Annotated in this window: 21 protein-coding genes; 11 read left to right on the top strand and 10 right to left on the bottom strand. The window is 58.8% G+C overall.

Going from position 1 to position 21512, the window contains the following annotated elements:
- Positions 1 to 125: 125 nt before the first annotated feature.
- Positions 126 to 626 (top strand): phosphate-starvation-inducible protein PsiE, encoded by a 501-nt coding sequence (locus AC0ZWN_RS23160; RefSeq protein ID WP_026000737.1) that lies wholly within the window; start codon positions 126 to 128, stop codon positions 624 to 626.
- On the opposite strand, the gene AC0ZWN_RS23165 is transcribed toward AC0ZWN_RS23160, so the two are convergent.
- The 3 genes from AC0ZWN_RS23165 to AC0ZWN_RS23175 form a co-directional block, all read right to left on the bottom strand.
- Entirely contained in the window at positions 623 to 940 is a 318-nt protein-coding gene (locus tag AC0ZWN_RS23165; RefSeq protein ID WP_186624939.1) for a DUF3509 domain-containing protein, read from the bottom strand. The genes AC0ZWN_RS23160 and AC0ZWN_RS23165 overlap by 4 nt on opposite strands.
- Positions 941 to 1243: 303 nt before the next feature.
- Complete coding sequence (locus AC0ZWN_RS23170) at positions 1244 to 2545, bottom strand: serine/threonine transporter (RefSeq protein WP_257357029.1); 1302 nt, start codon at positions 2543 to 2545, stop codon at positions 1244 to 1246.
- Positions 2546 to 2631: 86 nt separating this feature from the next.
- Positions 2632 to 4008: an L-serine ammonia-lyase gene (locus AC0ZWN_RS23175; protein ID WP_460089907.1), complete on the bottom strand. Its 1377-nt coding sequence runs from the start codon at positions 4006 to 4008 to the stop codon at positions 2632 to 2634.
- A gap of 135 nt (positions 4009 to 4143) precedes the next feature.
- Between AC0ZWN_RS23175 and AC0ZWN_RS23180 the strand changes: the two genes are divergently transcribed.
- On the top strand, positions 4144 to 5091 hold the full coding sequence (locus AC0ZWN_RS23180) for a LysR substrate-binding domain-containing protein (protein ID WP_093436172.1): 948 nt from the start codon (positions 4144 to 4146) through the stop codon (positions 5089 to 5091).
- Between the two features lie 200 nt (positions 5092 to 5291).
- A complete protein-coding gene (locus tag AC0ZWN_RS23185) occupies positions 5292 to 5699 on the top strand; it encodes an HPF/RaiA family ribosome-associated protein (protein ID WP_108226198.1) in 408 nt (135 codons plus the stop codon).
- A gap of 240 nt (positions 5700 to 5939) precedes the next feature.
- Here AC0ZWN_RS23185 and AC0ZWN_RS23190 read toward each other — a convergent pair whose 3' ends face one another.
- The 4 genes from AC0ZWN_RS23190 to AC0ZWN_RS23205 all read right to left on the bottom strand — a co-directional run bounded on the left by AC0ZWN_RS23190 (position 5940) and on the right by AC0ZWN_RS23205 (position 10398).
- On the bottom strand, positions 5940 to 6308 hold the full coding sequence (locus AC0ZWN_RS23190; RefSeq protein WP_476336675.1) for an endonuclease domain-containing protein: 369 nt from the start codon (positions 6306 to 6308) through the stop codon (positions 5940 to 5942).
- Between the two features lie 250 nt (positions 6309 to 6558).
- Positions 6559 to 8892, bottom strand: coding sequence for a TonB-dependent Fe(3+) dicitrate receptor FecA (fecA, locus tag AC0ZWN_RS23195; protein ID WP_116254639.1), 2334 nt, complete (start codon positions 8890 to 8892; stop codon positions 6559 to 6561).
- Between the two features lie 88 nt (positions 8893 to 8980).
- Positions 8981 to 9913, bottom strand: coding sequence for a DUF4880 domain-containing protein (locus AC0ZWN_RS23200; protein ID WP_476336677.1), 933 nt, complete (start codon positions 9911 to 9913; stop codon positions 8981 to 8983).
- Positions 9910 to 10398, bottom strand: a complete 489-nt coding sequence (locus AC0ZWN_RS23205) for a sigma-70 family RNA polymerase sigma factor (RefSeq protein ID WP_476336679.1) — start codon at positions 10396 to 10398, stop codon at positions 9910 to 9912. The genes AC0ZWN_RS23200 and AC0ZWN_RS23205 overlap by 4 nt, the downstream gene beginning before the upstream one ends.
- Positions 10399 to 10588: 190 nt before the next feature.
- Between AC0ZWN_RS23205 and AC0ZWN_RS23210 the strand changes: the two genes are divergently transcribed.
- The 7 genes from AC0ZWN_RS23210 (at position 10589) to AC0ZWN_RS23240 (ending at position 17701) form a co-directional block, all read left to right on the top strand.
- On the top strand, positions 10589 to 10894 hold the full coding sequence (locus tag AC0ZWN_RS23210) for a DUF3649 domain-containing protein (RefSeq protein ID WP_016986986.1): 306 nt from the start codon (positions 10589 to 10591) through the stop codon (positions 10892 to 10894).
- Positions 10891 to 12477 carry a PepSY-associated TM helix domain-containing protein gene (locus AC0ZWN_RS23215; protein WP_476336682.1) on the top strand — a complete coding sequence of 529 codons (1587 nt, stop codon included), beginning with the start codon at positions 10891 to 10893 and terminating at the stop codon, positions 12475 to 12477. The genes AC0ZWN_RS23210 and AC0ZWN_RS23215 overlap by 4 nt, the downstream gene beginning before the upstream one ends.
- Positions 12477 to 12803 (top strand): DUF3325 domain-containing protein, encoded by a 327-nt coding sequence (locus tag AC0ZWN_RS23220; RefSeq protein ID WP_093436188.1) that lies wholly within the window; start codon positions 12477 to 12479, stop codon positions 12801 to 12803. The genes AC0ZWN_RS23215 and AC0ZWN_RS23220 overlap by 1 nt, the downstream gene beginning before the upstream one ends.
- 1 nt (position 12804) lies before the next feature.
- Positions 12805 to 13371 (top strand): RNA polymerase sigma factor, encoded by a 567-nt coding sequence (locus AC0ZWN_RS23225; protein ID WP_476336684.1) that lies wholly within the window; start codon positions 12805 to 12807, stop codon positions 13369 to 13371.
- Positions 13368 to 14357 (top strand): FecR family protein, encoded by a 990-nt coding sequence (locus tag AC0ZWN_RS23230; RefSeq protein WP_476336686.1) that lies wholly within the window; start codon positions 13368 to 13370, stop codon positions 14355 to 14357. The genes AC0ZWN_RS23225 and AC0ZWN_RS23230 overlap by 4 nt, the downstream gene beginning before the upstream one ends.
- A gap of 206 nt (positions 14358 to 14563) precedes the next feature.
- Complete coding sequence (locus AC0ZWN_RS23235; RefSeq protein ID WP_476336688.1) at positions 14564 to 16993, top strand: TonB-dependent siderophore receptor; 2430 nt, start codon at positions 14564 to 14566, stop codon at positions 16991 to 16993.
- A 126-nt stretch (positions 16994 to 17119) separates the two neighbouring features.
- Positions 17120 to 17701, top strand: coding sequence for a hypothetical protein (locus AC0ZWN_RS23240; RefSeq protein ID WP_476336690.1), 582 nt, complete (start codon positions 17120 to 17122; stop codon positions 17699 to 17701).
- 12 nt (positions 17702 to 17713) lie between these two features.
- On the opposite strand, the gene AC0ZWN_RS23245 is transcribed toward AC0ZWN_RS23240, so the two are convergent.
- On the bottom strand, positions 17714 to 18589 hold the full coding sequence (locus AC0ZWN_RS23245) for a helix-turn-helix domain-containing protein (protein WP_116254633.1): 876 nt from the start codon (positions 18587 to 18589) through the stop codon (positions 17714 to 17716).
- Between the two features lie 139 nt (positions 18590 to 18728).
- Here AC0ZWN_RS23245 and AC0ZWN_RS23250 point away from each other — a divergent pair, with 139 nt between their 5' ends.
- Entirely contained in the window at positions 18729 to 19631 is a 903-nt protein-coding gene (locus AC0ZWN_RS23250; protein ID WP_463388091.1) for a DMT family transporter, read from the top strand.
- A 19-nt stretch (positions 19632 to 19650) separates the two neighbouring features.
- Here the strand turns inward: AC0ZWN_RS23250 and AC0ZWN_RS23255 are convergent, their stop codons facing one another.
- Together AC0ZWN_RS23255 and AC0ZWN_RS23260 are read right to left on the bottom strand one after the other, a co-directional pair.
- A complete protein-coding gene (locus AC0ZWN_RS23255; RefSeq protein WP_093436210.1) occupies positions 19651 to 20160 on the bottom strand; it encodes a DUF2165 family protein in 510 nt (169 codons plus the stop codon).
- 148 nt (positions 20161 to 20308) lie between these two features.
- Positions 20309 to 21283 (bottom strand): 2-hydroxyacid dehydrogenase, encoded by a 975-nt coding sequence (locus AC0ZWN_RS23260; protein WP_476336693.1) that lies wholly within the window; start codon positions 21281 to 21283, stop codon positions 20309 to 20311.
- Positions 21284 to 21512: the final 229 nt, after the last annotated feature.

The following is a 21512-nucleotide window of genomic DNA, read 5'->3' on the forward strand; positions in this document are numbered from 1 at the left end:
GCGCGGGTTTGGCGGCGGCTCGCCATGATGGCGTGGCCTCTTTTCTGCATGAAAACCGTTACGTGCAGAAAACCGTCACGTCCAACACGCATCATCCGCTCGCATTCGAGCTAAGGAACATCATCGTGAAAATCAACTGGGCCGAGAAACTGCGGCAAAACGTGCATCAACTGGCCGAGTCCCTGGGCAACCTGTTCGTCGAAACCTTCCACTATCTGGCGTTGTTCGCCATCGGTGCGGTGACGGCATGGGCGGCGGTGATGGAATTTCTCGGGATGCTCGAGGAAGGCCATATCAAGATCGATGACATTCTGCTGCTGTTCATCTATCTCGAATTGGGGGCAATGGTCGGGATCTACTTCAAGACCAACCACATGCCGGTGCGCTTCCTGATCTACGTGGCGATCACCGCGCTGACCCGTTTGCTGATCTCCAACGTCTCGCACCACAATCCGCCGGACATGGGCATCATCTACCTGTGCGGCGGCATTCTGTTGCTGGCGTTCTCGATTCTGGTGGTGCGTTACGCCTCGTCACAATTTCCTTCGGTGAAGATCGAGAAACCGCAGCGCAAACTTGGCGCCGGTTCCAGCGAGCATCCGGAAGTCGAGAAGGGCGAGCTTTAAAGCCCGGCTGCTTGCCCGGGCTGGCCGATGATGCGTGGTGGTGGCGGGGTGAGCCCGTCGCCGCTGGTCATCGCTTCGAGGATTGCCATGGCGCTGTGGCCTTGCTCGATGGCAATGCCGAACTGGATGCTTTGCACCAGGCGCTTGAGGCGCACGGGGTCGTTGCGCTGCTCGGCGCTGATCATGCGTTTGGCCACGATCCGGCCGCTGTTGGACAGGGTCAGCATGATGCTGCCGTCCAGGCCTTGAATGCTCAGGTTGATCTGATAGTCCGGCGCAAAGGCATCGGTAATGATCTGAAAAGGATTGTCCATGATGCGTCACCGCCTGATTGAACGTGCAGTTGTTGACCGGCCGTGATCGGGTTGGTTCGCCCAACCGGATCATCGGCCATTCCGTGGCCTGTATTTGTTGCTTCATGTAGGAGCTGTCGAGGAAACGAGGCTGCGATCTTTTGCTCTTCAGTGTTTTGATTTCGGTCACGAAGAGCAAAAGATCGCAGCCTGCGGCAGCTCCTAAAGCTATGTAGCAAGGGCTGTGCCGGGAAAATTGTCGAACAATGAACACGGGGATAAAAAAGGCGAGCCACGTGGCTCGCCTTTTTTAATGGCCCGTTTTCAGGGCAGAACCGAGTAGATGATCGCTGACAGTGCAATCAGGCCGATCAGCACCACAAACACGTTGGACACCTGGCCCGAATACTGGCGCAAGGCCGGCACGCGGCGGATGGCGTACATCGGCATCAGGAACAACAGGCAGGCAATCACCGGCCCGCCGAGGGTTTCGATCATGCCGAGGATGCTCGGGTTGAACGTTGCCACGGCCCAGCAACTGAGGATCATGAACACGGCGGTCGCACGGTTCAGCCAGCTCGCTGACATCACCCGGCCACGGCTGCGCAGGCTTTTCACGATCATGCCCTGGAAGCCTTCACTGGCGCCGATGTAGTGGCCGAGGAAGGATTTGGTGATCGCCACCAGCGCAATCAGCGGCGCAGCGTAAGCGATGACCGGGGTCTGGAAGTGGTTGGCCAGGTACGACAGGATCGAAATGTTCTGCGCCTTGGCCGCTGCCAGATCCGCCGGCGACAGCGCCAGCACACAGCTGAAGCAGAAGAACATCACCGTGACGACCATCATGCCGTGAGCCATGGCGAGGATGCCGCTGCTCTTGCGTTCGGCCTGCTCGCCGTAGCGCTGTTTCTGCTCCACCGCGAACGCGGAAATGATCGGCGAATGGTTGAACGAAAACACCATCACCGGAATCGCCAGCCACATTGTCTTGAAGAAAGCGGACATTGGCATGGCTTCTTGGGCACTGGCAAAAAACGCACCGTTCCAGTTTGGAATCAGGCTGAGCGCCAGTAGCAGCAATGCGGCAACAAATGGATAAACCAGCACGCTCATGGCTTTGACGATGACGCTTTGACCACAGCGCACAATCGCCATCAAACCGAGGATCAACACCAGCGAGAGGATCGCCCGTGGTGGCGGAGCGATGTGCAATTGGTGTTCGAGGAAACTGCTCAGGGTGTTGGTCAGCGCCACGCTGTACACCAGCAGAATCGGGAAGATCGCGAAGAAATACAGGAGCGTGATCAGCTTGCCGGCACCGATGCCGAAGTGTTCTTCGACCACTTCGGTGATGTCCCCGGAGCGGCCGGACAACACGAAACGGGTCAGCCCACGGTGGGCAAAAAACGTCATCGGGAAAGCCAGTACGGCGAGAATCAGCAAAGGCCAGAAACCGCCGACACCGGCATTGATCGGCAGGAACAAGGTGCCAGCACCGATCGCAGTGCCGTACAGACCGAGCATCCAGGTGGTGTCGAATTTGTTCCAGCCCTTGTGGGCCGTTTCTGCATTGCGTGTGCGGTCTACAGCGGGATTTTCGGCAGCAGGTGTACGTACATCGGTCATCGGTATCGCCTCGTTATTATTTTTGCTCGGGCTCACGGTTGGCAGGCGGCTTCGTGCGGCCTGCCGGGGCGGTCAGGGAATGGGCCTCAGCATTCCACCCAGTTCACAGCCAGGCCGCCCCGTGAAGTCTCTTTGTATTTGTCGTGCATGTCGGCGCCGGTATCGCGCATGGTGCGGATCACCCGGTCGAGGGAAATGAAGTGTTTGCCGTCGCCGCGCAGGGCCATTTGCGTGGCGTTGATCGCTTTCACGGCGGCGATGGCATTGCGCTCGATGCACGGCACCTGCACGAGGCCGCCGACCGGGTCGCAGGTCAGGCCAAGGTTGTGTTCCAGGCCGATTTCGGCGGCGTTCTCCAGTTGTTCCGGGGTGGCACCGAGCACGTCGGCCAAGCCAGCAGCGGCCATCGCACAGGCCGAACCGACTTCGCCCTGGCAGCCCACTTCAGCGCCGGAGATCGAAGCATTTTTCTTACACAAAATGCCGACAGCCGCCGCGCCCAGAAAGAAAGCGACGACATCATCGTCAGACGCGTCCGGATTGAATTTCATGTAGTAGTGCAGAACGGCCGGGATGATTCCGGCTGCACCGTTGGTCGGTGCGGTGACCATGCGCCCGCCGGCGGCGTTCTCTTCGTTGACGGCGAGGGCGAACAGGTTGACCCACTCCATTGCCGACAGAGTGGAACTGATCACGTTCGGCTTGCCGATCTCCAACAGGCTGCGATGCAATTTCGCGGCGCGGCGCGGCACGTTCAGACCACCGGGCAGAATCCCCTCGTGGCGCAGGCCTTGTTCGACGCATTCGCGCATCACCGACCAAATGTGCAGCAGGCCCTGGCGGATTTCCGCGTCAGTGCGCCACGCGCGTTCGTTGGCCATCATCAGTTCGGACACGCGCAGGTTGTGCTGTTTGCACAGCGATAGCAGTTCGGCGGCGCTGGAGAAATCGTACGGCAACACCACTTCACTCGCCGGGGCGACACCGGACTCGGCTTCTTCCGCTTCGATGATGAAACCGCCGCCAACCGAGTAATAGGTCTGCTCGAACAGCTCGGCCGTTTCGCCAAAGGCCGTCAGCGACATGGCGTTGGGGTGGTAGGGCAGGCTCTCGTCCAGCAGCAGGAGATCACGTTGCCAGTCGAAGGCAATTTCTCTCTGACCGGCGAGGGACAGTTGGCCTGTCTCGCGCAGTTGCTGGATACGTGGATCGATGGTCGCCGGATCGATGCTGTCCGGCCATTCGCCCATCAGGCCCATCACCGTTGCGCGGTCGGTGGCGTGCCCGACGCCGGTGGCCGACAGTGAGCCGTATAAACGGATTTCCACACGACGCACATCGTTCAACAAACGTTGATCAATCAGCGCCTGAGCGAAGGTCGCGGCGGCGCGCATCGGGCCTACGGTGTGGGAACTGGACGGGCCGATGCCGACTTTGAATAGATCGAAAACACTGATAGCCATGCTAAACCCTTACAAGCAATGGAGTAGGAATCGCTGCCATTTTTTGTAGGACAAGCGCAATGTCGGCGATACTGCCTACCTCGGTCCAACGTGACTAACGAAACTTCCTAAGTAAGCCTTTAGCAGGACTAAACGATGAGCCGTCAATTGCATGCCCAGACCTATGTCTGGCTGCAGGTGTTTTCCTGTGCCGCACGGCACCTGTCGTTCACACGTTGTGCCGAAGAACTGCACATCACCCCGGGGGCGGTCAGTCAGCAAATTCGTCAACTTGAAGAACGACTTGGTTTCCGTTTGTTTCATCGGCGCGCGCGTGGTGTGGAGCTGAGTGCGGAGGGGCAGCGGCTGGCTATCACGGTCAACGAGGCGTATGGCAGCATTGATGCCGAACTACGTCGACTGGACGCCGGGATGATCAGCGGGATTTTGCGTGTGCGCTCGATTCCGTCGTTCCTCAGCAAGTGGCTGACGCCGCGCTTGCCACGCCTGCAGCAGCGCTATCCGGACATTCAGTTGCGCTTGGTGGCAGAGGACAGCAGCGTGCCCTTGCACGAAGGCGATTTTGATCTGGCGATCGATTTGAACGACGGCAGTTACCCGGGATTGTTATCCACAGCCTTGCTCGACGAGCAGATTTTCCCGGTGTGCGCACCGAGCCTGTTGCGCGGGCGACCACCGTTGCACGGGCCGGCGGATCTGGTGCATTTCCCGGTACTGCACGACATCACCGCGTGGCGTGGCAGTTATGAATACGCAGAATGGGAATTTTATTTGAACGCGATTGGTTTTGAGGGCGCCGACGTACGGCGTGGGCATACCTTCAATCGCAATCATCTGACCATCGAAGCGGCGATTGCCGGCATGGGCGTGGCGATTGCCCGCCGCACCTTGCTTAACGATGAATTGGAGCGAGGGACGTTGATTGTGCCGTTTGGCCTGTCGGTGCCTAATCACAAACGCTATGTGTTGCTCTATGCGCCGGGGGCTTTAAGCCATCCGGGTGTGCGTGCGGTGCATGATTGGCTGGTCGAGGAGGCGGGGATATTTCGCAGTTTGCACCCGTTGAACGACGGGCAGTTGTGAGCAAATTTTGCAACATTGCCAAGCGACCCAACTCCCGACCTTACCAGTGCTTTGCCCGGTTGTCCGGCTTTTTTTGCGAATGAATATTTATCTTTTTTCAGGGGTTGAAATGTTCGGCAGTCGGGCCGATTGTTGTAACCAGGAGGTCAGGAAATTCAACTCAAGGCCTCTCACGAGCTAGCTGAAATAAGGGATGAACTATGCAAATCCAAGTCAACAGCGATAACCATATTCAAAGTAGTCAACGACTGGAGGAGTGGGTACGTACAACCATTGAGAGCACGCTCGAACGTTATGAAGAGGACCTGACCCGTGTCGAAGTCCACCTGAGCGACGAGAACGGTGACAAACCAGGTCCCCATGACTTGCGCTGCCAACTGGAAGCGCGGCCAAAAGGCCATCAACCGATTTCCGTGACCCACAAGGCCGATTCGCTGGAACAGGCAATCGACGGCGCTGCCGAAAAACTCGAGCACGCCCTGGAGCATCTTTTCGGCAAACTGCGAGGTAAGCCACGTGCCGCTGTGGTGCCAATCGACGGCAAAGCCAATGACAAACTGCTGGCGGAAGAGTTTGACGAGAACGAACAGGCAGCGATCAACAGTTGATGCGCTGATTTTATAAGCCAGCCAATGAGAACGGGCCTGCGAATGCAGGCCCGTTTTTTGTTTGTAGCAGAAAAGCCCCTCACCCCAGCCCTCTCCCGGAGGGAGAGGGAGCCGACCGAGGTGTCTGAAGAGGTACGTCGACCTGAAAAACTACGTTGATTATGGATTCGACACAGTTCTTTCAGGTCGATGAATTTCTGAAGCATCCCGCTATCAGTTCCCTCTCCCTCTGGGAGAGGGTTAGGGTGAGGGCATTTTTCGATTCGCCGCAATTCTTATGATCTGCTCCAGCACGTCATCCATCTGCTGAAGTATTTCCAGGTTGTTGAAACGTATGACTTGAATGCCTCGCTGGTACAGATGGTTTGTTCGGCGCTGGTCGTATATCAATCCCGGCGTTTCAAAGTGCTGACCACCATCCAGTTCAATCGCCAACTTCAGCTCATCACAATAAAAATCCAGCACGTAAGGCGGACAGGGAAACTGCCGACGAAATTTCAGATTGGCGATCTGGCGGGAGCGGAGTTTTTGCCAGAGCAGGTGTTCACAGTCGGTTTGGTTGACGCGTAACTGGCGGGCGAATTGGGCGAGGGTGGGGCGAGTTTGCATGCTTCACGATCCTTGTGAAGTTGGTTTGATATTTCACTGTAGCCCATTCCCCTCACCCCAGCCCTCTCCCGGAGGGAGAGGGGGCCGACCGAGTTGTGTTACGTGATACATCGACCTGAAATGCCGAGTCGATTATGGATTCTGCACAGCACTTTCAGGTCGGTGTATTTCTCAAGAATTCCCCGATCAGTTCCCTCTCCCTCAGGGAGAGGGCTAGGCGGGCGGCGTTCCGATGAGGGCTTCTCAATCCTCAGAACGCCACAGAAGTCTGCACATAAACCGTACGCGGCTCACCCACATACTTGCCCTTGTTGTTGTCATCAAACGAGCGCGTGAAGTACTGCGTGTTGAAAATGTTCTTCACGCCCACCGCCACATTCAAGTCCGACAACTGCGGACCGAAGTCATACCCGGCGCGGCTGCTGAACAGCATGTAACCGGGGATCTTGCCAGTGCTGCCATCAGCACTTTCCTTCGAGGTGTTGGCGTTGTCGGCGAACTGGTCGCTCTGGAAGCTGCTGTCGAGATTAAGCTTCCACGGTCCTTCGCTGTAACCCACACCAATCGTGCCTTTGTGTTTCGACGAGAACGGCACGCGGTTGCCCTTGTTCGGTCCGTCTTCGCGGATAGTCGCGTCAACATAAGCGTAAGTGGCGTAGACATCGAAACCGGCCAGCGCCGGGCTCAAGTCATCCAGCGCGTAATTGACGCTGGTTTCGATCCCTTGATGACGGGTTTCGCCTCGGGCGATCACCGAGTCGTTGGTCTGATTGCTTTCGTACTGGTTGTCGAAGTTGATCAGGAACGCGCCGATCTCCGCGCGCAACGCGCCGTTGTCATAGCGCGTGCCGAGTTCCCACGTACGCGCCTTCTCCGGTTTTACTTCGCCGCTGGTCACCCGGTTGGGCATCTGGCTGTATTGCACACTGCCGAAGGAGCCTTCGGTGTTGGCGTAGAGGTTCCAGCTGTCGGTCAGGTGATAGAGCACGTTCAACGCTGGCAGTGCGGTGTTGTAGTCGCCCTTGTATTTGACGTTGGTCAGGTTGTTGGTCTGCTGCGACTCGATCATCTCGTAGCGCACGCCCGGGGTGATCGTCCATTTGCCGATGTCGATGCGGTCGTCGACGAAGAACGCATTGGCCTCGGTGCCGCCACGGGTGTCGCGGTCGTTGCGGCTGGCGGTGGTCGGGTATTGGTTGCTGCTGATCGGTGTGCGATAGCGCAGTTCGTGACCGGCCTCGTTGATGTAGCGATAGCCGACGCCGACTTCATGGCTGGTCGGGCCGAGGTCGAAACCTTGGGCGAATCGGGTTTCCAGGCCACGCACCCAATACTCGCGCGGTGACAGCGAGAGGAAGGTGCCCTGATCGAGATAACCGCTGCGCAAGGTCTTGGTGAAGAACGTGTTGGCAGTGAATTCGCGGCGATCTTCCTGATAGCGATAGCCGAAATTGAACATCGTGCGACGGCCCCAGAACTGGTCCTTCGGGCGCGTCGATTGATACGGATCGGCGTCGTAATCGGCCACGTTCAGACCGCCGGGCATGTCAGCCTTGCCTTCGTAATACTGGGCCATGGCGTTGAAGCTATTGGCTTCGTCGAGCTGATATTTGCCCTTGAGGATCAGGTCGTCGATTTCAGTGTCGCTGTGTTCGCGCCAGTCGCCGCCGCGCGTCCCGGAGTAGAGCAACGCACCGCCGAGGCCATTGGCGTTAGTGCCGCCGGCCAGCAGGTTGGCGCTGGTCTTGAAGCCGTCGTGGCTCGACGATGGGCTGGTTTCCGTCTGGAAGCCGCCCTTGACCGTTGGCTCGTCAGGAATCGCCCGGGTGACGAAGTTGACCACGCCGCCGACGTTTTGCGGGCCGTAACGCACGGCGCCGCCGCCACGCACGACGTCCACGGCATCCATGTTGCCCATGCTGATCGGCGCGAACGACAGTTGTGGCTGACCGTAAGGCGCGAACGGCACCGGGATGCCATCCATCAACACGGTCGAGCGCGCGGCCAGTCGCGGATTCAAACCACGAATGCCGAAGTTCAGCGCCATGTCGTGGCTGCCGGTGCCGTTGTTTTCCGGGGCGTTGACGCCGGGGATGCGGTTGAGCACATCGCGCGCCTGCGTCGCGCCCTGACGCTCGAACTCTTCGCGGCGGATCACATCGCGCGCACCGGGATGTTCGAACACATTGATCTGCGCAGCATCGCCGAGCCAGTCGCCGACGACAGTCGAGGTGTCCAGCTCTAGCGCGGCATCCGCCACCGGTTGCAGGCTGAACGCATTGTTGCCCTCGGCGCGTGCTTGCAGACCGCTGCCTTCGAGCAATGCGTTCAAACCTTGTTCTGCGGTGTAACTGCCTTCCAGGCCACGGCTTTGCACGCCGCTGGTGACTTGCGAACCAAACGAAATCAGCACGCCCGCTTCACGGCCAAACTGGTTGAGGGCGTTTTCCAGTGACGACGGCGCGATGTGATAAGCCTTGGCTTCAGCGGCCAGTGCGGCGGGCAGGGCGCTGAAACTCAGACTGGCGCCGAGGACGAGATTGCGCAGGCTGCGGGCCAGTGGCGTGAGGCGGGTGGGGTGCATGGTGGATGATCCTGAGAAGGTTGAATCAAGGGGGCTTTCCTTCTCTGTCACGCCAGATCTGAAAAACGGCTCATTTATTTTTGAGTTTTCAAACCCGCGCTTCGACGGTCACCCAGTAGCGGGTAAAACGCCTCACTTTCACCGGCAAACTGATTTCCAGCAGATCAAGAATCCGCTCGCTGTCGTCCAGCGGGTAAGTTCCGGAAATCAACAGGTCGGCAACGTTCCGGTCGCAATTGAGCTGGCCGCGACGATAGCGGCCGAGTTCATCGAGGAAGTCGCCGAGACGCATATGCGCGGCCACCAGCATGCCGTCGGCCCAGGCGCCGCTGTTCGCGTCCAGAGGTTTGGCCTCGCTGACGGAGGTCGAGGTAAAACTCAACTGACGCGCGAGCGGCAGCAACATCGGCGCGCGTCCATTATCGCTCAGTTCGACGCGACCTTCGAACAGCGCAACCTGCGTGCGATCGGCAAACTGACGCACATTGAGGCGCGCGCCTTGGGTTTTCAGAAGGCCCTGAGCCGTGCGCACTTCGAAAGATTGCGCGGCAGTCAGGAGGATTTCGCCTTCGAGCAAGCGGATCAATCGCTGCGCACCGTCGACGTCCACGGCACTGGCGGTATTGAGTTGCAACTTATCACCGCCACCCAGGGAAATTTTGCGTCGCTGCCCCAGCGGGCTGCGGTAATCGGCGAGCAGCGACGGCACAGGATTGTGCTCGCGCATGCCCCAAGTGACCGCCGTGCCCGCGCCAAGAATCAGCAACAGCTTCAGCGCCTGACGACGACTGCCGGACTTCGCCCCGTTCAATGCCGCATGCGCCAGCGGCGAAGACACACCGCGCAAACGCTGATTGACCCGCTGAATATGCTCCCACGCCCGCCGGTGTTCGCTGTGTGCCTCCAGCCATTGTTGCCAGGCCTGTTGCTGGCGCGGGGAGAGCGTGCCCTGCTGCATTTCCATCAGCCAATGCACGGCCTGTTCAGCCACTTGGGAAGAGAAATCCGGCACGCGGTTCATAAGGCGAAGTAGCAGCGCATGGCGGCTTTGTTCAGATGACGTTTGACCGTGGCCACGGATATGCCCAGTTCAGCGGCGATCTGTGGATAAGTCAGGCCATCGACCTGCGCCAGCAAAAAGGCGCGTTTGACCTGACGCGGCAAACCGTCGAGCAACTGATCCAGCTCCATCAGGGTTTGCAGGATGATCGCCTTGTCTTCTTCCGACGGCGCGACCATGTCCGGCATCTGCGCCAAGGTGTCGAGGTAAGCGCGTTCGACATCCTGACGGCGGTAATGATTGAACAAAACCCGCTTGGCCAACGTCGTCAGAAAGGCGCGCGGCTCGATAATCACCGGCGGTTCGCGGGCGGTCAGCACCTTGATAAACGTGTCCTGCGCCAGATCCGCTGCGCTGTCCGGGCAGCCGAGTCTGCGCCGCAGCCAGCCGGTGAGCCAGCCGTGATGGGCCTGATAGAGCGATTCGACTGGATGGGCGGACGACAACGGTATTACTCCGGGCGCTTGGTGGCGCGGTAGAGAGTATGCGTTAGAGAACAAGAACGGTTCGCATTGTAAGGGGCGAAACGCTCAACCGGCAATCAGATGCTTTTGCGTATGAGAATATTTATCATTAATATTGCTCGCCTGTAGGTTCGGCTGATCGGCCGGACGTTTTTCGTTTCAGGGTCGAAACATGAAAGGCAAACTCGCCACACTTCCCATGTCCTATCGTCTGGCCGTCACCTCACGGGTGTTGGCGGCGGTGTTTGGCGGCTATCTCGTCGCGGCGCTGGCCAGTGTCACCCTGACGCTGTGGCTGCCGTTGAGCCGCGCCGAAGCGGTGGTGACCGGCATGACCATTTCCTTTCTGGTCTATCTGGTGGCGGTGCTCTGGTGTTTCGCCTGTCGTACGGCGTGGTCGGCCTGGGTCGGTTTGCTGGTGCCAAGCGTGATTCTGGCGACCATCTCTGGCGCAGCACGTGGATTGGGCCTGGCATGAAAGAGGGCTTTCGTCAGGCGATGGCCTGGCTGCACACCTGGGCCGGACTGCTGTTTGGCTGGTTGCTGTTCGCGATTTTCCTGACCGGGACGCTGGCCTATTTCAAAGATGAGATCAGCCACTGGATGCAGCCGGAAATCCCCGCGCGATCGGTGAGTGCCGAGACGAGCCTGACGCTGGCCCAGGATTACCTGCAGCAACACGCGGCCGGCGCCTCACGCTGGCTGATCGATTTGCCTGATGCCCGAGATCCCGGCCTGACCGTGCGTTGGCAGCCAGCGCCGGCCAATCCCGGTGAGCGCGGGCGTTTCGAGTCGAAAACCCTCGACGCGCAGACCGGCGCCGAAGTGCAGGGTCGCGACAGCATGGGCGGCGAGTTCTTCTATCGCTTTCACTTCCAGTTGCAAATGCCTTATCCGTGGGGCCGCTGGCTGGCGACGATTGCCGCGATGGTGATGTTCGTTACGCTGATCACCGGGATCATTACCCACAAGAAAATCTTCAAGGACTTCTTCACCTTCCGCCCGCGCAAGGGTCAGCGCTCCTGGCTCGACGGGCATAACGCGGTGGGTGTGCTGGTGTTGCCGTTTCACTTGATGATCACCTACAGCAGCCTGGTGATTTTCATGTCGATGGTCATGCCGGCGAGCATCGTCGCTTCGTACGGCAGTGACGTGCGCACGTTTTATGATGAAGTGTTCCCCGCCTCGAAAACCCCGGAGCGCGCCAATATCGCGGCACCGTTGGCAGCCATGGCGCCGCTGTTGAGCAAGGCCAGCGAGCAATGGTCGGGCGGCCACACGGCGCGTCTGTCAGTGAGCAATCCGGGGGATGCCAATGCCACGGTGGTGCTGTCCCGTGCGGGGGATCGCGTGGTGCATGATTTCGGCCGCGCCGTGACCTTCAACGGGGTGACCGGGCAAATGCTCGGCAGCACACCGGAGCAGCCAATGGCGATGGCGGTGGGTGGTGCGTTCTATGGCTTGCACATGGGCCACTTCGCCGGGCCGCTCCTGCGTTGGCTGTATTTCATTTGCGGATTGGCCGGCACGGCGATGATCGGCACCGGGCTGGTGATCTGGTTGGGCAAGCGTCAACTCAAACATGCCAAGAGCGGCGTGATGCCGTTCGAACTGCGGCTGGTTGAAGTGCTGAACATCGCCAGCATGGCCGGTTTGGTTGCGGCGGTGGCTGTATTCTTCCTGGCCAATCGTCTGTTGCCAGTGAGCCTCGCCGAGCGCGCAGATTGGGAAGTGAATGCGTTCTTTATCACTTGGGCTGTGAGTGTGCTGCACGCGCTGCTGCGTCCGGGACGAAAGGCCTGGGTTGAGCAACTCACCCTGAGCGCCGCCCTGTTTGTCGCGGTGCCGCTGGTCAATGCGCTGAACACCCCTTGGAATCTCGGCGTTACCTTGATGCAGAGGGATTGGGCATTGGCCGGTTTTGATCTGACGTGCCTCGCAACCGGTTTCTTCCTGGCTTGGGCCGCGTGGAAAATGCAGCGTGCCGGCAGCACCGTCAGCATTAAAAAGCCCCGCCGCGAACAGGCCCGGCCGATCACCCTTGAACAAGGGGCGAACTGATGCTCTTGCCCTTGTTGCTCACCTACACCGGATTCACCGCGTTGTGCCTGTCGATGCCTCGCCACCACGATGAATTGCTCGGTCACAAACCCTCCACGCGTCGCCGTCAGGGCCTGAAAGTCGGCGGATGGTTATTGCTGTGTTTGTCGCTTTGGGCGGCGGTGAAGGCCAACGGCTGGAGCTTCGGCCTGGTCGACTGGTTCGCCGTGCTGATGCTCAGCGCCTTGGCGTTGGTCTTGTTGCTGCCGTATCGCCCGCGTTTCGTATTGGCGCTGGCCGGGGTCAGTCTGCTGGCCAGCCCGGTCGCCGCATGGGCGCAGTGCTGAAGTGCTGATCGGTCTGCCGCCGGAATCCCGCGACGACGAGCCGCGGGGCGCGCGTGCGCATTTTCTTCAGGTGTTCCTGTCCCAGCGTTCGCAAATGGAAGCGCTGGTGAACCGGCGCGTCGGTTGTCGGGCGACGGCGGCGGACCTGGTGCAGGATCTGTTTCTGCGTTTCTGGCGGCGGCCGCTGGTGCAGGTCGAAGAGCTCAGTACCTATCTGTTGCGCTGCGCCAGCAACATCGCCATCGATCATCTGCGCAGCGAAGGCACGCGCACGCGGGTCAACGAAGGCTGGCAACCGGACGAGCCGCACAGCCACGGCAGCGAACCGCAAGCGGCGCTGGAAGCGGGCAATGATCTGAAACATGTCGAAGCGGCGTTGCGCGCCTTGCCCGAGCGCACCCGGCAAATCTTTTTGCTCAATCGCATTCACGGCCGCAAGTATGCGGAAATCGCCAAAGCCATGGGCCTGTCCCAAAGTGCCGTGGAAAAACATATGATGCGCGCCCTCGAGGCCTGCAAGGCCAGCCTGCGCGAACCCGCGCCACGCCTGCCAGGGAAAGCACCGTGAAGCCCGCCGATTCCGTTATCCCCACGCCCGCGCAGGAGCAGGCCGCGTTTGCCTGGTTGAGCCTGCTGCATGATCGGCCGAGCGCCGGCGATCAACTGACCTTCAGCCAATGGCTGCGTGCCGATCCGGCGCACGCCGAAGCTTACGCACAGGCTCAGGTTGTGTGGGAGTTGAGTGAAGGCCCGGCGCGAACATTGGCCGATGAAGAAGCCTTCGCGTTGCAGGGTTACCTTAATGCGATGGACCGCCCGCGTCGTTCGCCCGTTTTGCGCTGGTCGGGCGCGCTGGCGATGGCCGCGTGTCTGTTGCTGATGGTCAGCCTTGGCACCGGTTGGCAGCCGCAGCGCTGGATTGATGATCTGGGCGCCGATTATGTCTCGGCACCCGGTGAGATCCGCACGGTGACACTGGCCGATCAATCGCAAGTGACGCTGGATGGCGACAGTGCGATTGCCGTGGATTTCAGTCGTGGCGAACGGCATGTGCAATTGCGTCGCGGTGCCGGTTTCTTCAGCGTCACACATACGGGGGATCCGTTTGTGGTTGCGGCGGAGCAGGGTGAGGCGCGGGTGCTCGGCACGCAATTCGAAGTGCGCCTGCAAACTCACGGTGCGCAGGTTACGGTGTTGTCGGGGCGCGTTGGTGTGACGGCGGATCGTGATGCTGAGCAGCAAATTCTTACGGCCGGGCAGCAGGTCGCTTACGGTGACGGTACGGCAGAAAAACTGCATACGGTGGACAGTGAGACGCAGTTGGCCTGGCGTCAGGGCTGGCTGACTTATTACAAGTCGACACTGGCTGATGTGGTGGAGGATTTGCGCCGTTATTACCCCGGGCGGATTGTGTTGCTCAACGATGAGCTGGCGGCGCGCAAGGTCAGTGGCAGTTTTCCGAGCAAGGATCCGCAGGCCGTGTTGAGTTCGCTGCAAGGGGTGATGGGGTTTGAGCAGCATCAGGTGTTGGGTCATCTGATTATTTTGCGTTGAAGCTGCTGGCCTCTTCGCGAGCAGGCTCGCTCCCACAGGGGAACGCATTCCAAATGTAGGAGTGAGCCTGCTCGCGATGGAACCCGATCGAACACCACAAAAAATAATTTTCAAATGTTGGTGAGGTAAACCTCAGCCCCATCCGTGTAGTGACTGAAACTGCGAGTCATTCGCATCCGTTGCGGTTCTACACAGGTCATTGAGCAATGAAGTCCAGGGCAAAATCGGGTTCGGTCAAACAATGGTTAGGCGTTTCGGCACTGAGCTTTTCGGCATTGGCGCTGTTGCCGCTGAGCGTCGCGCTCGCCGCTGAAACCATCAGCAGCCAGGCGCAAAAGCAGTTCAACTTTTCCCTGGTCGCCAAACCGCTGCCGCAAGCCTTGAGCGACTTCAGCCGCGTCACCGGGCAGAGCGTGGTCTACACCGACGAAGCGCCCTACGGCCTGACAGCTCCGGCCGTCAATGGCCAGATGAGTGCCGAACAGGCACTGCAACGTCTGCTCAGCGGCTCCGGCCTCAACTTCCGCCGCACCGATAGCCACACGCTGGCGCTGGAGCCTCAGCCTACTGAAGGTGCGCTGAATCTCGGCGCCACGACCATCACCTCGACCCGCGATGAATCGATGAGCTACCAGCCACCGGAAACCAGTTCGGTGATGCGCTCCTCAGCTTCGCTTCAGGAAATCCCGCAGACCGTCAACGTCATCCCGGCGCAAGTCATCCGCGATCAGGCGCCGCGCAATCTGGATGACGCGCTGGCCAATGTCAGCGGCATCACCCAGGGCAACACCTTGGGTAGCACTCAGGACTCGGTGATGACCCGCGGTTTCGGTGACAACCGTAACGGCTCGATCATGCGCGACGGCATGCCGATCGTGCAGGGCCGTGGCATGAACGCCACGGTCGATCGGGTTGAAGTGCTCAAAGGCCCGGCCTCGTTGCTCTACGGGATTCAAGACCCGGGCGGTGTGGTCAATATGGTCAGCAAGAAGCCTGAACTCACCCAATACAATGCGCTGACCTTGCGCGGCTCGACCTACGGCGAGGGCAAGAACGGCAGTGGCGGCACCTTCGACAGCACCGGCCCGTTGGGCGATTCCGGGCTGGCCTATCGCATGGTGCTCGACCACGAAGACGAAGATTACTGGCGCAACTTCGGCACCCACCGTGAAACCCTGATCGCCCCGTCGCTGGCCTGGTTCGGCGAGAGCACCAAGCTGTTGTTCGCCTACGAGCACCGCGAATTTCTCACGCCGTTCGACCGTGGCACGCTGATCGATCCACGCACCAATCATCCGCTGGACATCTCGCGCAAGGAGCGTCTGGACGAACCGTTCAACAACATGGAAGGCCGTTCGGACCTGTATCACTTCGAAGCGGATCACGAAATCAACGACGACTGGAAAGCCCACTTCGGCTACAGCTGGAACCGCGAAACCTACGACGCCAGCCAGGTCCGCGTGACCGCCATCGACACCAAAAAGGGCACGCTGACCCGCAGCATGGACGGCACCCAGAACGCGATCAGCACCGACCGTTTCACCACTGCCAGCCTCGAAGGCAAGGTCAATGTGCTGGGCATGCAGCATGACCTGGTGTTCGGCGTCGATGACGAGTACCGCAAGATCTACCGCGAGGACTTGATCCGGCAGAAAAGCCTGACCACCTTCAGCTACCTCAATCCGGTGTATGGCCGCGAAGTCGCCGGTACGACGGTCAGCGCTCCCGACAGCGCGCAGACCGATGAACTGCGCAGCGATTCGGTGTTCCTGCAGGACTCGATTCACCTCAACGAGCAGTGGATTCTGGTCGCTGGCGGACGCTTCCAGGAGTACGACCAGTACGCCGGCAAAGGCGTGCCGTTCAAGGCCAACACCGACAGCAACGGCCAGAAGTTCGTCCCGCGCGCAGGTCTGGTGTATCGCTACACCGACGCCTTGTCGTTCTACGGCAGCTACACCGAATCGTTCAAACCCAACTCGACCATCGCCCCGCTGAGTGGCAGCAGCACCGTGCTCGACGGCAGCATCGCCCCGGAAGAAGCCAAGTCGTGGGAGCTGGGTGCGCGGCTGGACATGCCGGGGCGTGTCACCGGCAACATCGCATTGTTCGACATCAAGAAACGCAACGTGCTGGTGGCCAATTCCGAAGGCCCGACGACGATTTACAGTGCGGCCGGTGAGGTGCGTTCGCGCGGTCTGGAAATGGACCTGACCGGTCAGTTGAGCGACCACTGGAGCATGATTGGCAGCTACGCCTACACCGATGCCGAAGTGACCGAAGACCCGGACTACAAAGGCAAGCGCCTGCAAAACGTAGCGAAGAATTCCGGTTCGTTGTCGGCGGTGTATGACTTCGGCAGTGTGATCGGCGGCGACCAGCTGCGTGTCGGCGCCGGGGCGCGTTATGTCGGTGAGCGTGCGGGTAACGCGGTGAATGATTTTGATCTGCCGAGTTATACCGTGGCGGATGCGTTTGCCACTTACGACACCAGGGTTGAGGGGCAGAAGGTTAAGTTTCAGCTGAATGTGAAGAACCTGTTTGATCGCACGTACTACACCTCGGCGGCGAGCCGGTTCTTTGTGTCGATGGGGGATGCGCGGCAGGTTTCGTTGTCGAGTACCTTGGAGTTTTGAGAACAGTGAAGTTAATGCGCTTTTCGGCGGCTCTTTATAGATATTTTCGTTCTCATCTACTGCATGGTAATTGTAAAACGATCTAAGTGCCTGTCAGTTATGACAGGTGCTTTGCGGAGGATTTAAATGTGTACTGTCTTCTCAATGTCTTTGGAAGAGAGTATTGCCATGTCAAATGATTATGTAGCTGGAGCCGAGGGTTATTTTTTAAAGCTCATTGCGAAAGAAGACTTCAACGGTGTGAAGCCTGATTCACCGGAGAGATTTTCGAGTCTGGATCTTGAACATTTTTCTCTACAAACGCTCGGTGGCGAAAACGGCGCTTCTATGTCGACGATTTTGTTTGAGTCGGATCAGCGTTATGTGGAGGGTCAGTTCGAGGGGACCGGGATTCAATGCAGCGGTGACCACCAGAATGAAAATGATTCTGCCGAACTTCGGATTGTTCTGAAACCTGAAAAAGTTCACCGTTTGCGCTTTGCATTAGATGTTTTTGCGACCCAGAATGTATCGCATATCGAGTTTTACGAACCATCTGGAAACGTGTTGAAACGCTTCGAAAACAAGCTCGGGTGGATCGATTGTCAGGTACCCCTGCTGGACAAAGAAATAGCGAGTATTGCGCGTGTTTCTATCTACTATAGGGTCTATTTTGGGACACCGTATATTGATTCGTTTGAGCTGTGGCGATGGCAGAGCTTTGAGTAATTGCGGAATAAGTCATCGTAAAAACGCCTGTCGATACTCGCCAGGTGTTCCTCCCAAAATCTGTTTGAACCGATTGGTGAAATGACTGGCGCTGGCAAACCCGCACGCCAGCGCAATCTCACCCAACGGCAACGCCGTGCCGCGCAACAACTCCCGCGCCCGGCTCAGGCGCCGCGCCAGCACATATTGATGCGGCGGCAGGCCGAAACTGGTACGAAACATCCGCGCAAAGTGGTATTCCGACAGCGCACACAATCCGGCCAGTTGACCGAGGCTGATCGGTTCGGCCAACTGGTTGTCGATGAACTCCACCAGTTGCCGACGCTGGTGTGGCGCCAGTCCGCCCTTTAAACGCAGACCCTGACGCGCGCCTACCTGACTGAGCAAGGTGTGGCTGATCAACTCATGGGCGAGGCTGCTGGTCAGCAAGCGTTCGGCGGGTTCGTCCCAATTCAGCGTCAGCAGTTGCCGGAAGCGTTGCGCCTGTTGCGCGTCTTCGAGAAAGGTCTGCTCGCGCAACTGCATCTCGCGGGGTTCGCGATCGAGCAGCGTGACGCAACCGAGGGCGAATTGTTCGGCGCTGAAATACAGGTGCGCCAAGCGAATATCACCATTGATCACCCAGCCCGATTCATGATCGGCCGGCAGGATGCACAACTTGTCCGGCCCGCCTTTTTGCCCGGGTTGATCGCGACGAAAGGTGCCGGTGCCACCGGCAATGTAGCAGGACAACGTGTGGTGGCTTGGCGCTTCGTAATCCTGTGCATCGTGGTGGTTGGTCCACAAAGCGGCAGACAAGCCGTCACCGAGCTCGGCGCTGTGCACCAGGCGTGCGTTCGGCGAGCTGTTCAACGCTTGAAAGACTTGCAGGGTATCGATGGCGGCCATGGTCGGTTCTCTTCAACGCCTTGCATCCTACTCCGTAGACGCCGCGCTGCCAGCCTGCCGCCAGACAAAAGCGCAAGAATCTGCAAGTGCGCAGAGCGAGCGTGGGCAGATACTCAAGGCCTATCGAGGAGTGTGTGCCATGAACCTGTCGTTGTATTTGTTGACCGTGCTGATCTGGGGAACCACGTGGATTGCCTTGAAATGGCAACTGGGCGTGGTGGCGATTCCGGTGTCGATCGTCTATCGCTTCGGCCTCGCCGCGCTGGTGCTGTTTGCGCTGTTGCTGCTCAGCCGGCGCCTGCAACCGATGAACCGCCGTGGGCATTTGATCTGCGTGGCTCAAGGGTTGTGTCTGTTCTGCGTCAACTTCATGTGCTTCCTGACCGCCAGTCAGTGGATTCCCAGTGGTCTGGTCGCGGTGGTGTTTTCTACCGCAACACTGTGGAACGCGCTGAATGCGCGAGTGTTCTTCGGTCAACGTATTGCGCGCAATGTGCTGATGGGCGGTGCGCTTGGGTTGTTCGGCCTGGGCATGTTGTTCTGGCCGGAATTGGCCGGGCATCAGGCCAGCCCGCAAACCTTGCTCGGTCTGGGCCTGGCGTTGTGCGGCACCTTGTGTTTCTCGGCAGGCAACATGCTCTCGAGTCTGCAGCAGAAGGCCGGTCTCAAACCGCTGACTACCAACGCTTGGGGCATGGCCTATGGCGCAGCGATGTTGTCGGTGTGGTGCCTGGTCAAAGGCATTCCATTCGACATGGACTGGAGCCCGCGTTACGTCGGTGCGCTGCTGTATCTGGTGATCCCCGGTTCCGTCATTGGTTTCACCGCGTATCTGACGCTGGTCGGGCGCATGGGGCCGGAGCGTGCGGCTTACTGCACGGTGCTGTTTCCGGTGGTGGCGCTCAACGTTTCGGCGTTTGCTGAAGGTTACCAATGGACAGCGCCGGCGCTGGTCGGTCTGGTGTTAGTGATGCTGGGCAATGTGCTGGTGTTTCGTAAACCGAAAGCAGTGGTGCCGCCAGTACAGGGAAAGTTGGCTTGAAATAAACGAGCGCTGAACGTCAGCGCTCGACTTTCAAGGTGATGTAAATCATCACCGGGAAGATGAAGTCAACGATATGCCGTGCCCAGTCCTTGGCATTCCATGATTGCGAAGTGTCCATGTCGAACCATTCCACTCCAACTGTTTGCAGGCACACGTAATAAATGAAGATGGCGGCGAGTATGCCCATGATCGAGAACTTCTTTGCCTCATGGAATACCTCGGCAGGGGCATTGATATGGCGCAATAACTGATAGGTGCCCATCAGGCATAGCACGGTATAGGTGACTTCCAAAGTGATGATGAACCAATAAATCCGGTGATGAATCATCGGCGATTCGATGGCCCGATACTTGATGGTTTCGCTGGCAGTGGTGGTGTCCATGCTCAGGATATGGGCCACGTAAGTGTAGTTTGAGTCATAGTCGGTGAAGTTGTGGATCATCACCAGCAGGCCAAAGAAACTGATGTAGGCCATCAATATAACTTTGCTGTAACGGATAAGTTTGTCGGTGGTCAGGGTGTTCAAGGTTTTGGCTCTCCATAGCGCTTGTCGATTATTCGGCAGCCAGGCAGAGCTTATAACGCTGTTGTTTGAATTGGTTTGTTGTTCAATTTCAAGTTGTGTATGGCAATAACTAACGGGCAAGTGCGATGTTGCACTTGCCCATATTTTTTTATCCGCGCCAGACTTGCGGGTTGACCAGATCCTGCGGGCGTTCGCCGAGCAGGGCGCTGCGCAGGTTGGCGAGGGCGCGATTGGCCATGGCTTCGCGGGTTTCATTCGTCGCCGAGCCGATGTGCGGCAGGGTCACGGCGTTACTCAACTGGAACAGCGGCGATTCGGCCAGCGGTTCTTTTTCGTAGACGTCGAGACCAGCGCCACGAATGCGTTTGTTTTGCAGGGCTTCGATCAACGCCGGTTCATCGACGACCGGGCCACGGGAGATGTTGACCAGAATCGCGTCGGGTTTCATCAAGGCCAGTTCGCGATGGCTGATGAGGTGGCGGGTCTTGTCGCTGAGCGGCACTACCAGGCAGACGAAATCGGCTTCGGCGAGCAGTTGATCGAGGCTGCGAAATTGCGCGCCGAGTTGTTCTTCGAGTTCGGTTTTGCGACTGTTGCCACTGTAGATAATCGGCATGTTGAAGCCGAAGTGGCCACGGCGGGCGACGGCTGCGCCGATGTTGCCCATGCCGACGATGCCGAGGGTTTTGCCGTGGACGTCACAGCCGAACAGTGGCGCGCCGACGCTGGCTTGCCATTGGCCGGCCTTGGTCCACGCGTCGAGTTCGGCGACGCGGCGGGCGCTGCTCATGATCAGGGCGAAGGCCAGGTCGGCGGTGCTTTCGGTGAGCACGTCGGGGGTGTTGGTGAGCATGATCCCGCGTTCGTTGAAGTAGGCGAGGTCGTAGTTGTCGTAGCCGACGGAGACGCTTGAGACCACTTCCAGTTTTGCGGCGTTTTCCAGTTGTGCGCGGCCGAGTTTGCGGCCGACGCCGATGAGGCCGTGGGCGTGGGGCAGGGCTTCGTTGAATTGGGCGTTGATGTCGCCGGCTTTTGGATTGGGGACGATGACGTCGAATTCTTGCTGGAGGCGTTCGATCATGGGCGGGGTGATGCGGCTGAAGGCCAGGACAGTTTTTTTCATCGTTTTTGGCTCTTGTTCGGGCTTGATACCAAGCACGCTAACATTTTTGTTTTGGGGTGTCTTGGCGGCCTTTGGGCCGACCATGTTCTTGGGGTTTTGGGGGTATATCCGTTGCTTCGGGGGCTGCGGCTGGCGGTTTCGCCCTTACGGCGACTCACTTTTTTACAAGCGCCTAAAAAAGTAAGCAAAAAACGCTTGCTCCTACGTGCGGCCCGCTCGCTGGGGCTCG

The organism is Pseudomonas sp. 3B-A001-10F (assembly GCF_056313565.1).

What these genes read in the sequence shown, in the direction of transcription:
- AC0ZWN_RS23200 (WP_476336677.1), bottom strand. Translation starts at nt 9,913, where the DNA reads ATGAACCGCGTGCCGGATTTCTCTTCCCAAGTGGCTGAACAGGCCGTG.
- AC0ZWN_RS23220 (WP_093436188.1), top strand. Translation starts at nt 12,477, where the DNA reads ATGCTCTTGCCCTTGTTGCTCACCTACACCGGATTCACCGCGTTGTGC.
- AC0ZWN_RS23245 (WP_116254633.1), bottom strand. Translation starts at nt 18,589, where the DNA reads ATGGCCGCCATCGATACCCTGCAAGTCTTTCAAGCGTTGAACAGCTCG.
- AC0ZWN_RS23215 (WP_476336682.1), top strand. Translation starts at nt 10,891, where the DNA reads ATGAAAGAGGGCTTTCGTCAGGCGATGGCCTGGCTGCACACCTGGGCC.
- AC0ZWN_RS23180 (WP_093436172.1), top strand. Translation starts at nt 4,144, where the DNA reads ATGAGCCGTCAATTGCATGCCCAGACCTATGTCTGGCTGCAGGTGTTT.
- AC0ZWN_RS23175 (WP_460089907.1), bottom strand. Translation starts at nt 4,008, where the DNA reads ATGGCTATCAGTGTTTTCGATCTATTCAAAGTCGGCATCGGCCCGTCC.
- AC0ZWN_RS23250 (WP_463388091.1), top strand. Translation starts at nt 18,729, where the DNA reads ATGAACCTGTCGTTGTATTTGTTGACCGTGCTGATCTGGGGAACCACG.
- AC0ZWN_RS23190 (WP_476336675.1), bottom strand. Translation starts at nt 6,308, where the DNA reads ATGCAAACTCGCCCCACCCTCGCCCAATTCGCCCGCCAGTTACGCGTC.
- AC0ZWN_RS23165 (WP_186624939.1), bottom strand. Translation starts at nt 940, where the DNA reads ATGGACAATCCTTTTCAGATCATTACCGATGCCTTTGCGCCGGACTAT.
- fecA (WP_116254639.1), bottom strand. Translation starts at nt 8,892, where the DNA reads ATGCACCCCACCCGCCTCACGCCACTGGCCCGCAGCCTGCGCAATCTC.
- AC0ZWN_RS23235 (WP_476336688.1), top strand. Translation starts at nt 14,564, where the DNA reads ATGAAGTCCAGGGCAAAATCGGGTTCGGTCAAACAATGGTTAGGCGTT.
- AC0ZWN_RS23170 (WP_257357029.1), bottom strand. Translation starts at nt 2,545, where the DNA reads ATGACCGATGTACGTACACCTGCTGCCGAAAATCCCGCTGTAGACCGC.
- AC0ZWN_RS23240 (WP_476336690.1), top strand. Translation starts at nt 17,120, where the DNA reads ATGTGTACTGTCTTCTCAATGTCTTTGGAAGAGAGTATTGCCATGTCA.
- AC0ZWN_RS23185 (WP_108226198.1), top strand. Translation starts at nt 5,292, where the DNA reads ATGCAAATCCAAGTCAACAGCGATAACCATATTCAAAGTAGTCAACGA.
- AC0ZWN_RS23210 (WP_016986986.1), top strand. Translation starts at nt 10,589, where the DNA reads ATGAAAGGCAAACTCGCCACACTTCCCATGTCCTATCGTCTGGCCGTC.
- AC0ZWN_RS23260 (WP_476336693.1), bottom strand. Translation starts at nt 21,283, where the DNA reads ATGAAAAAAACTGTCCTGGCCTTCAGCCGCATCACCCCGCCCATGATC.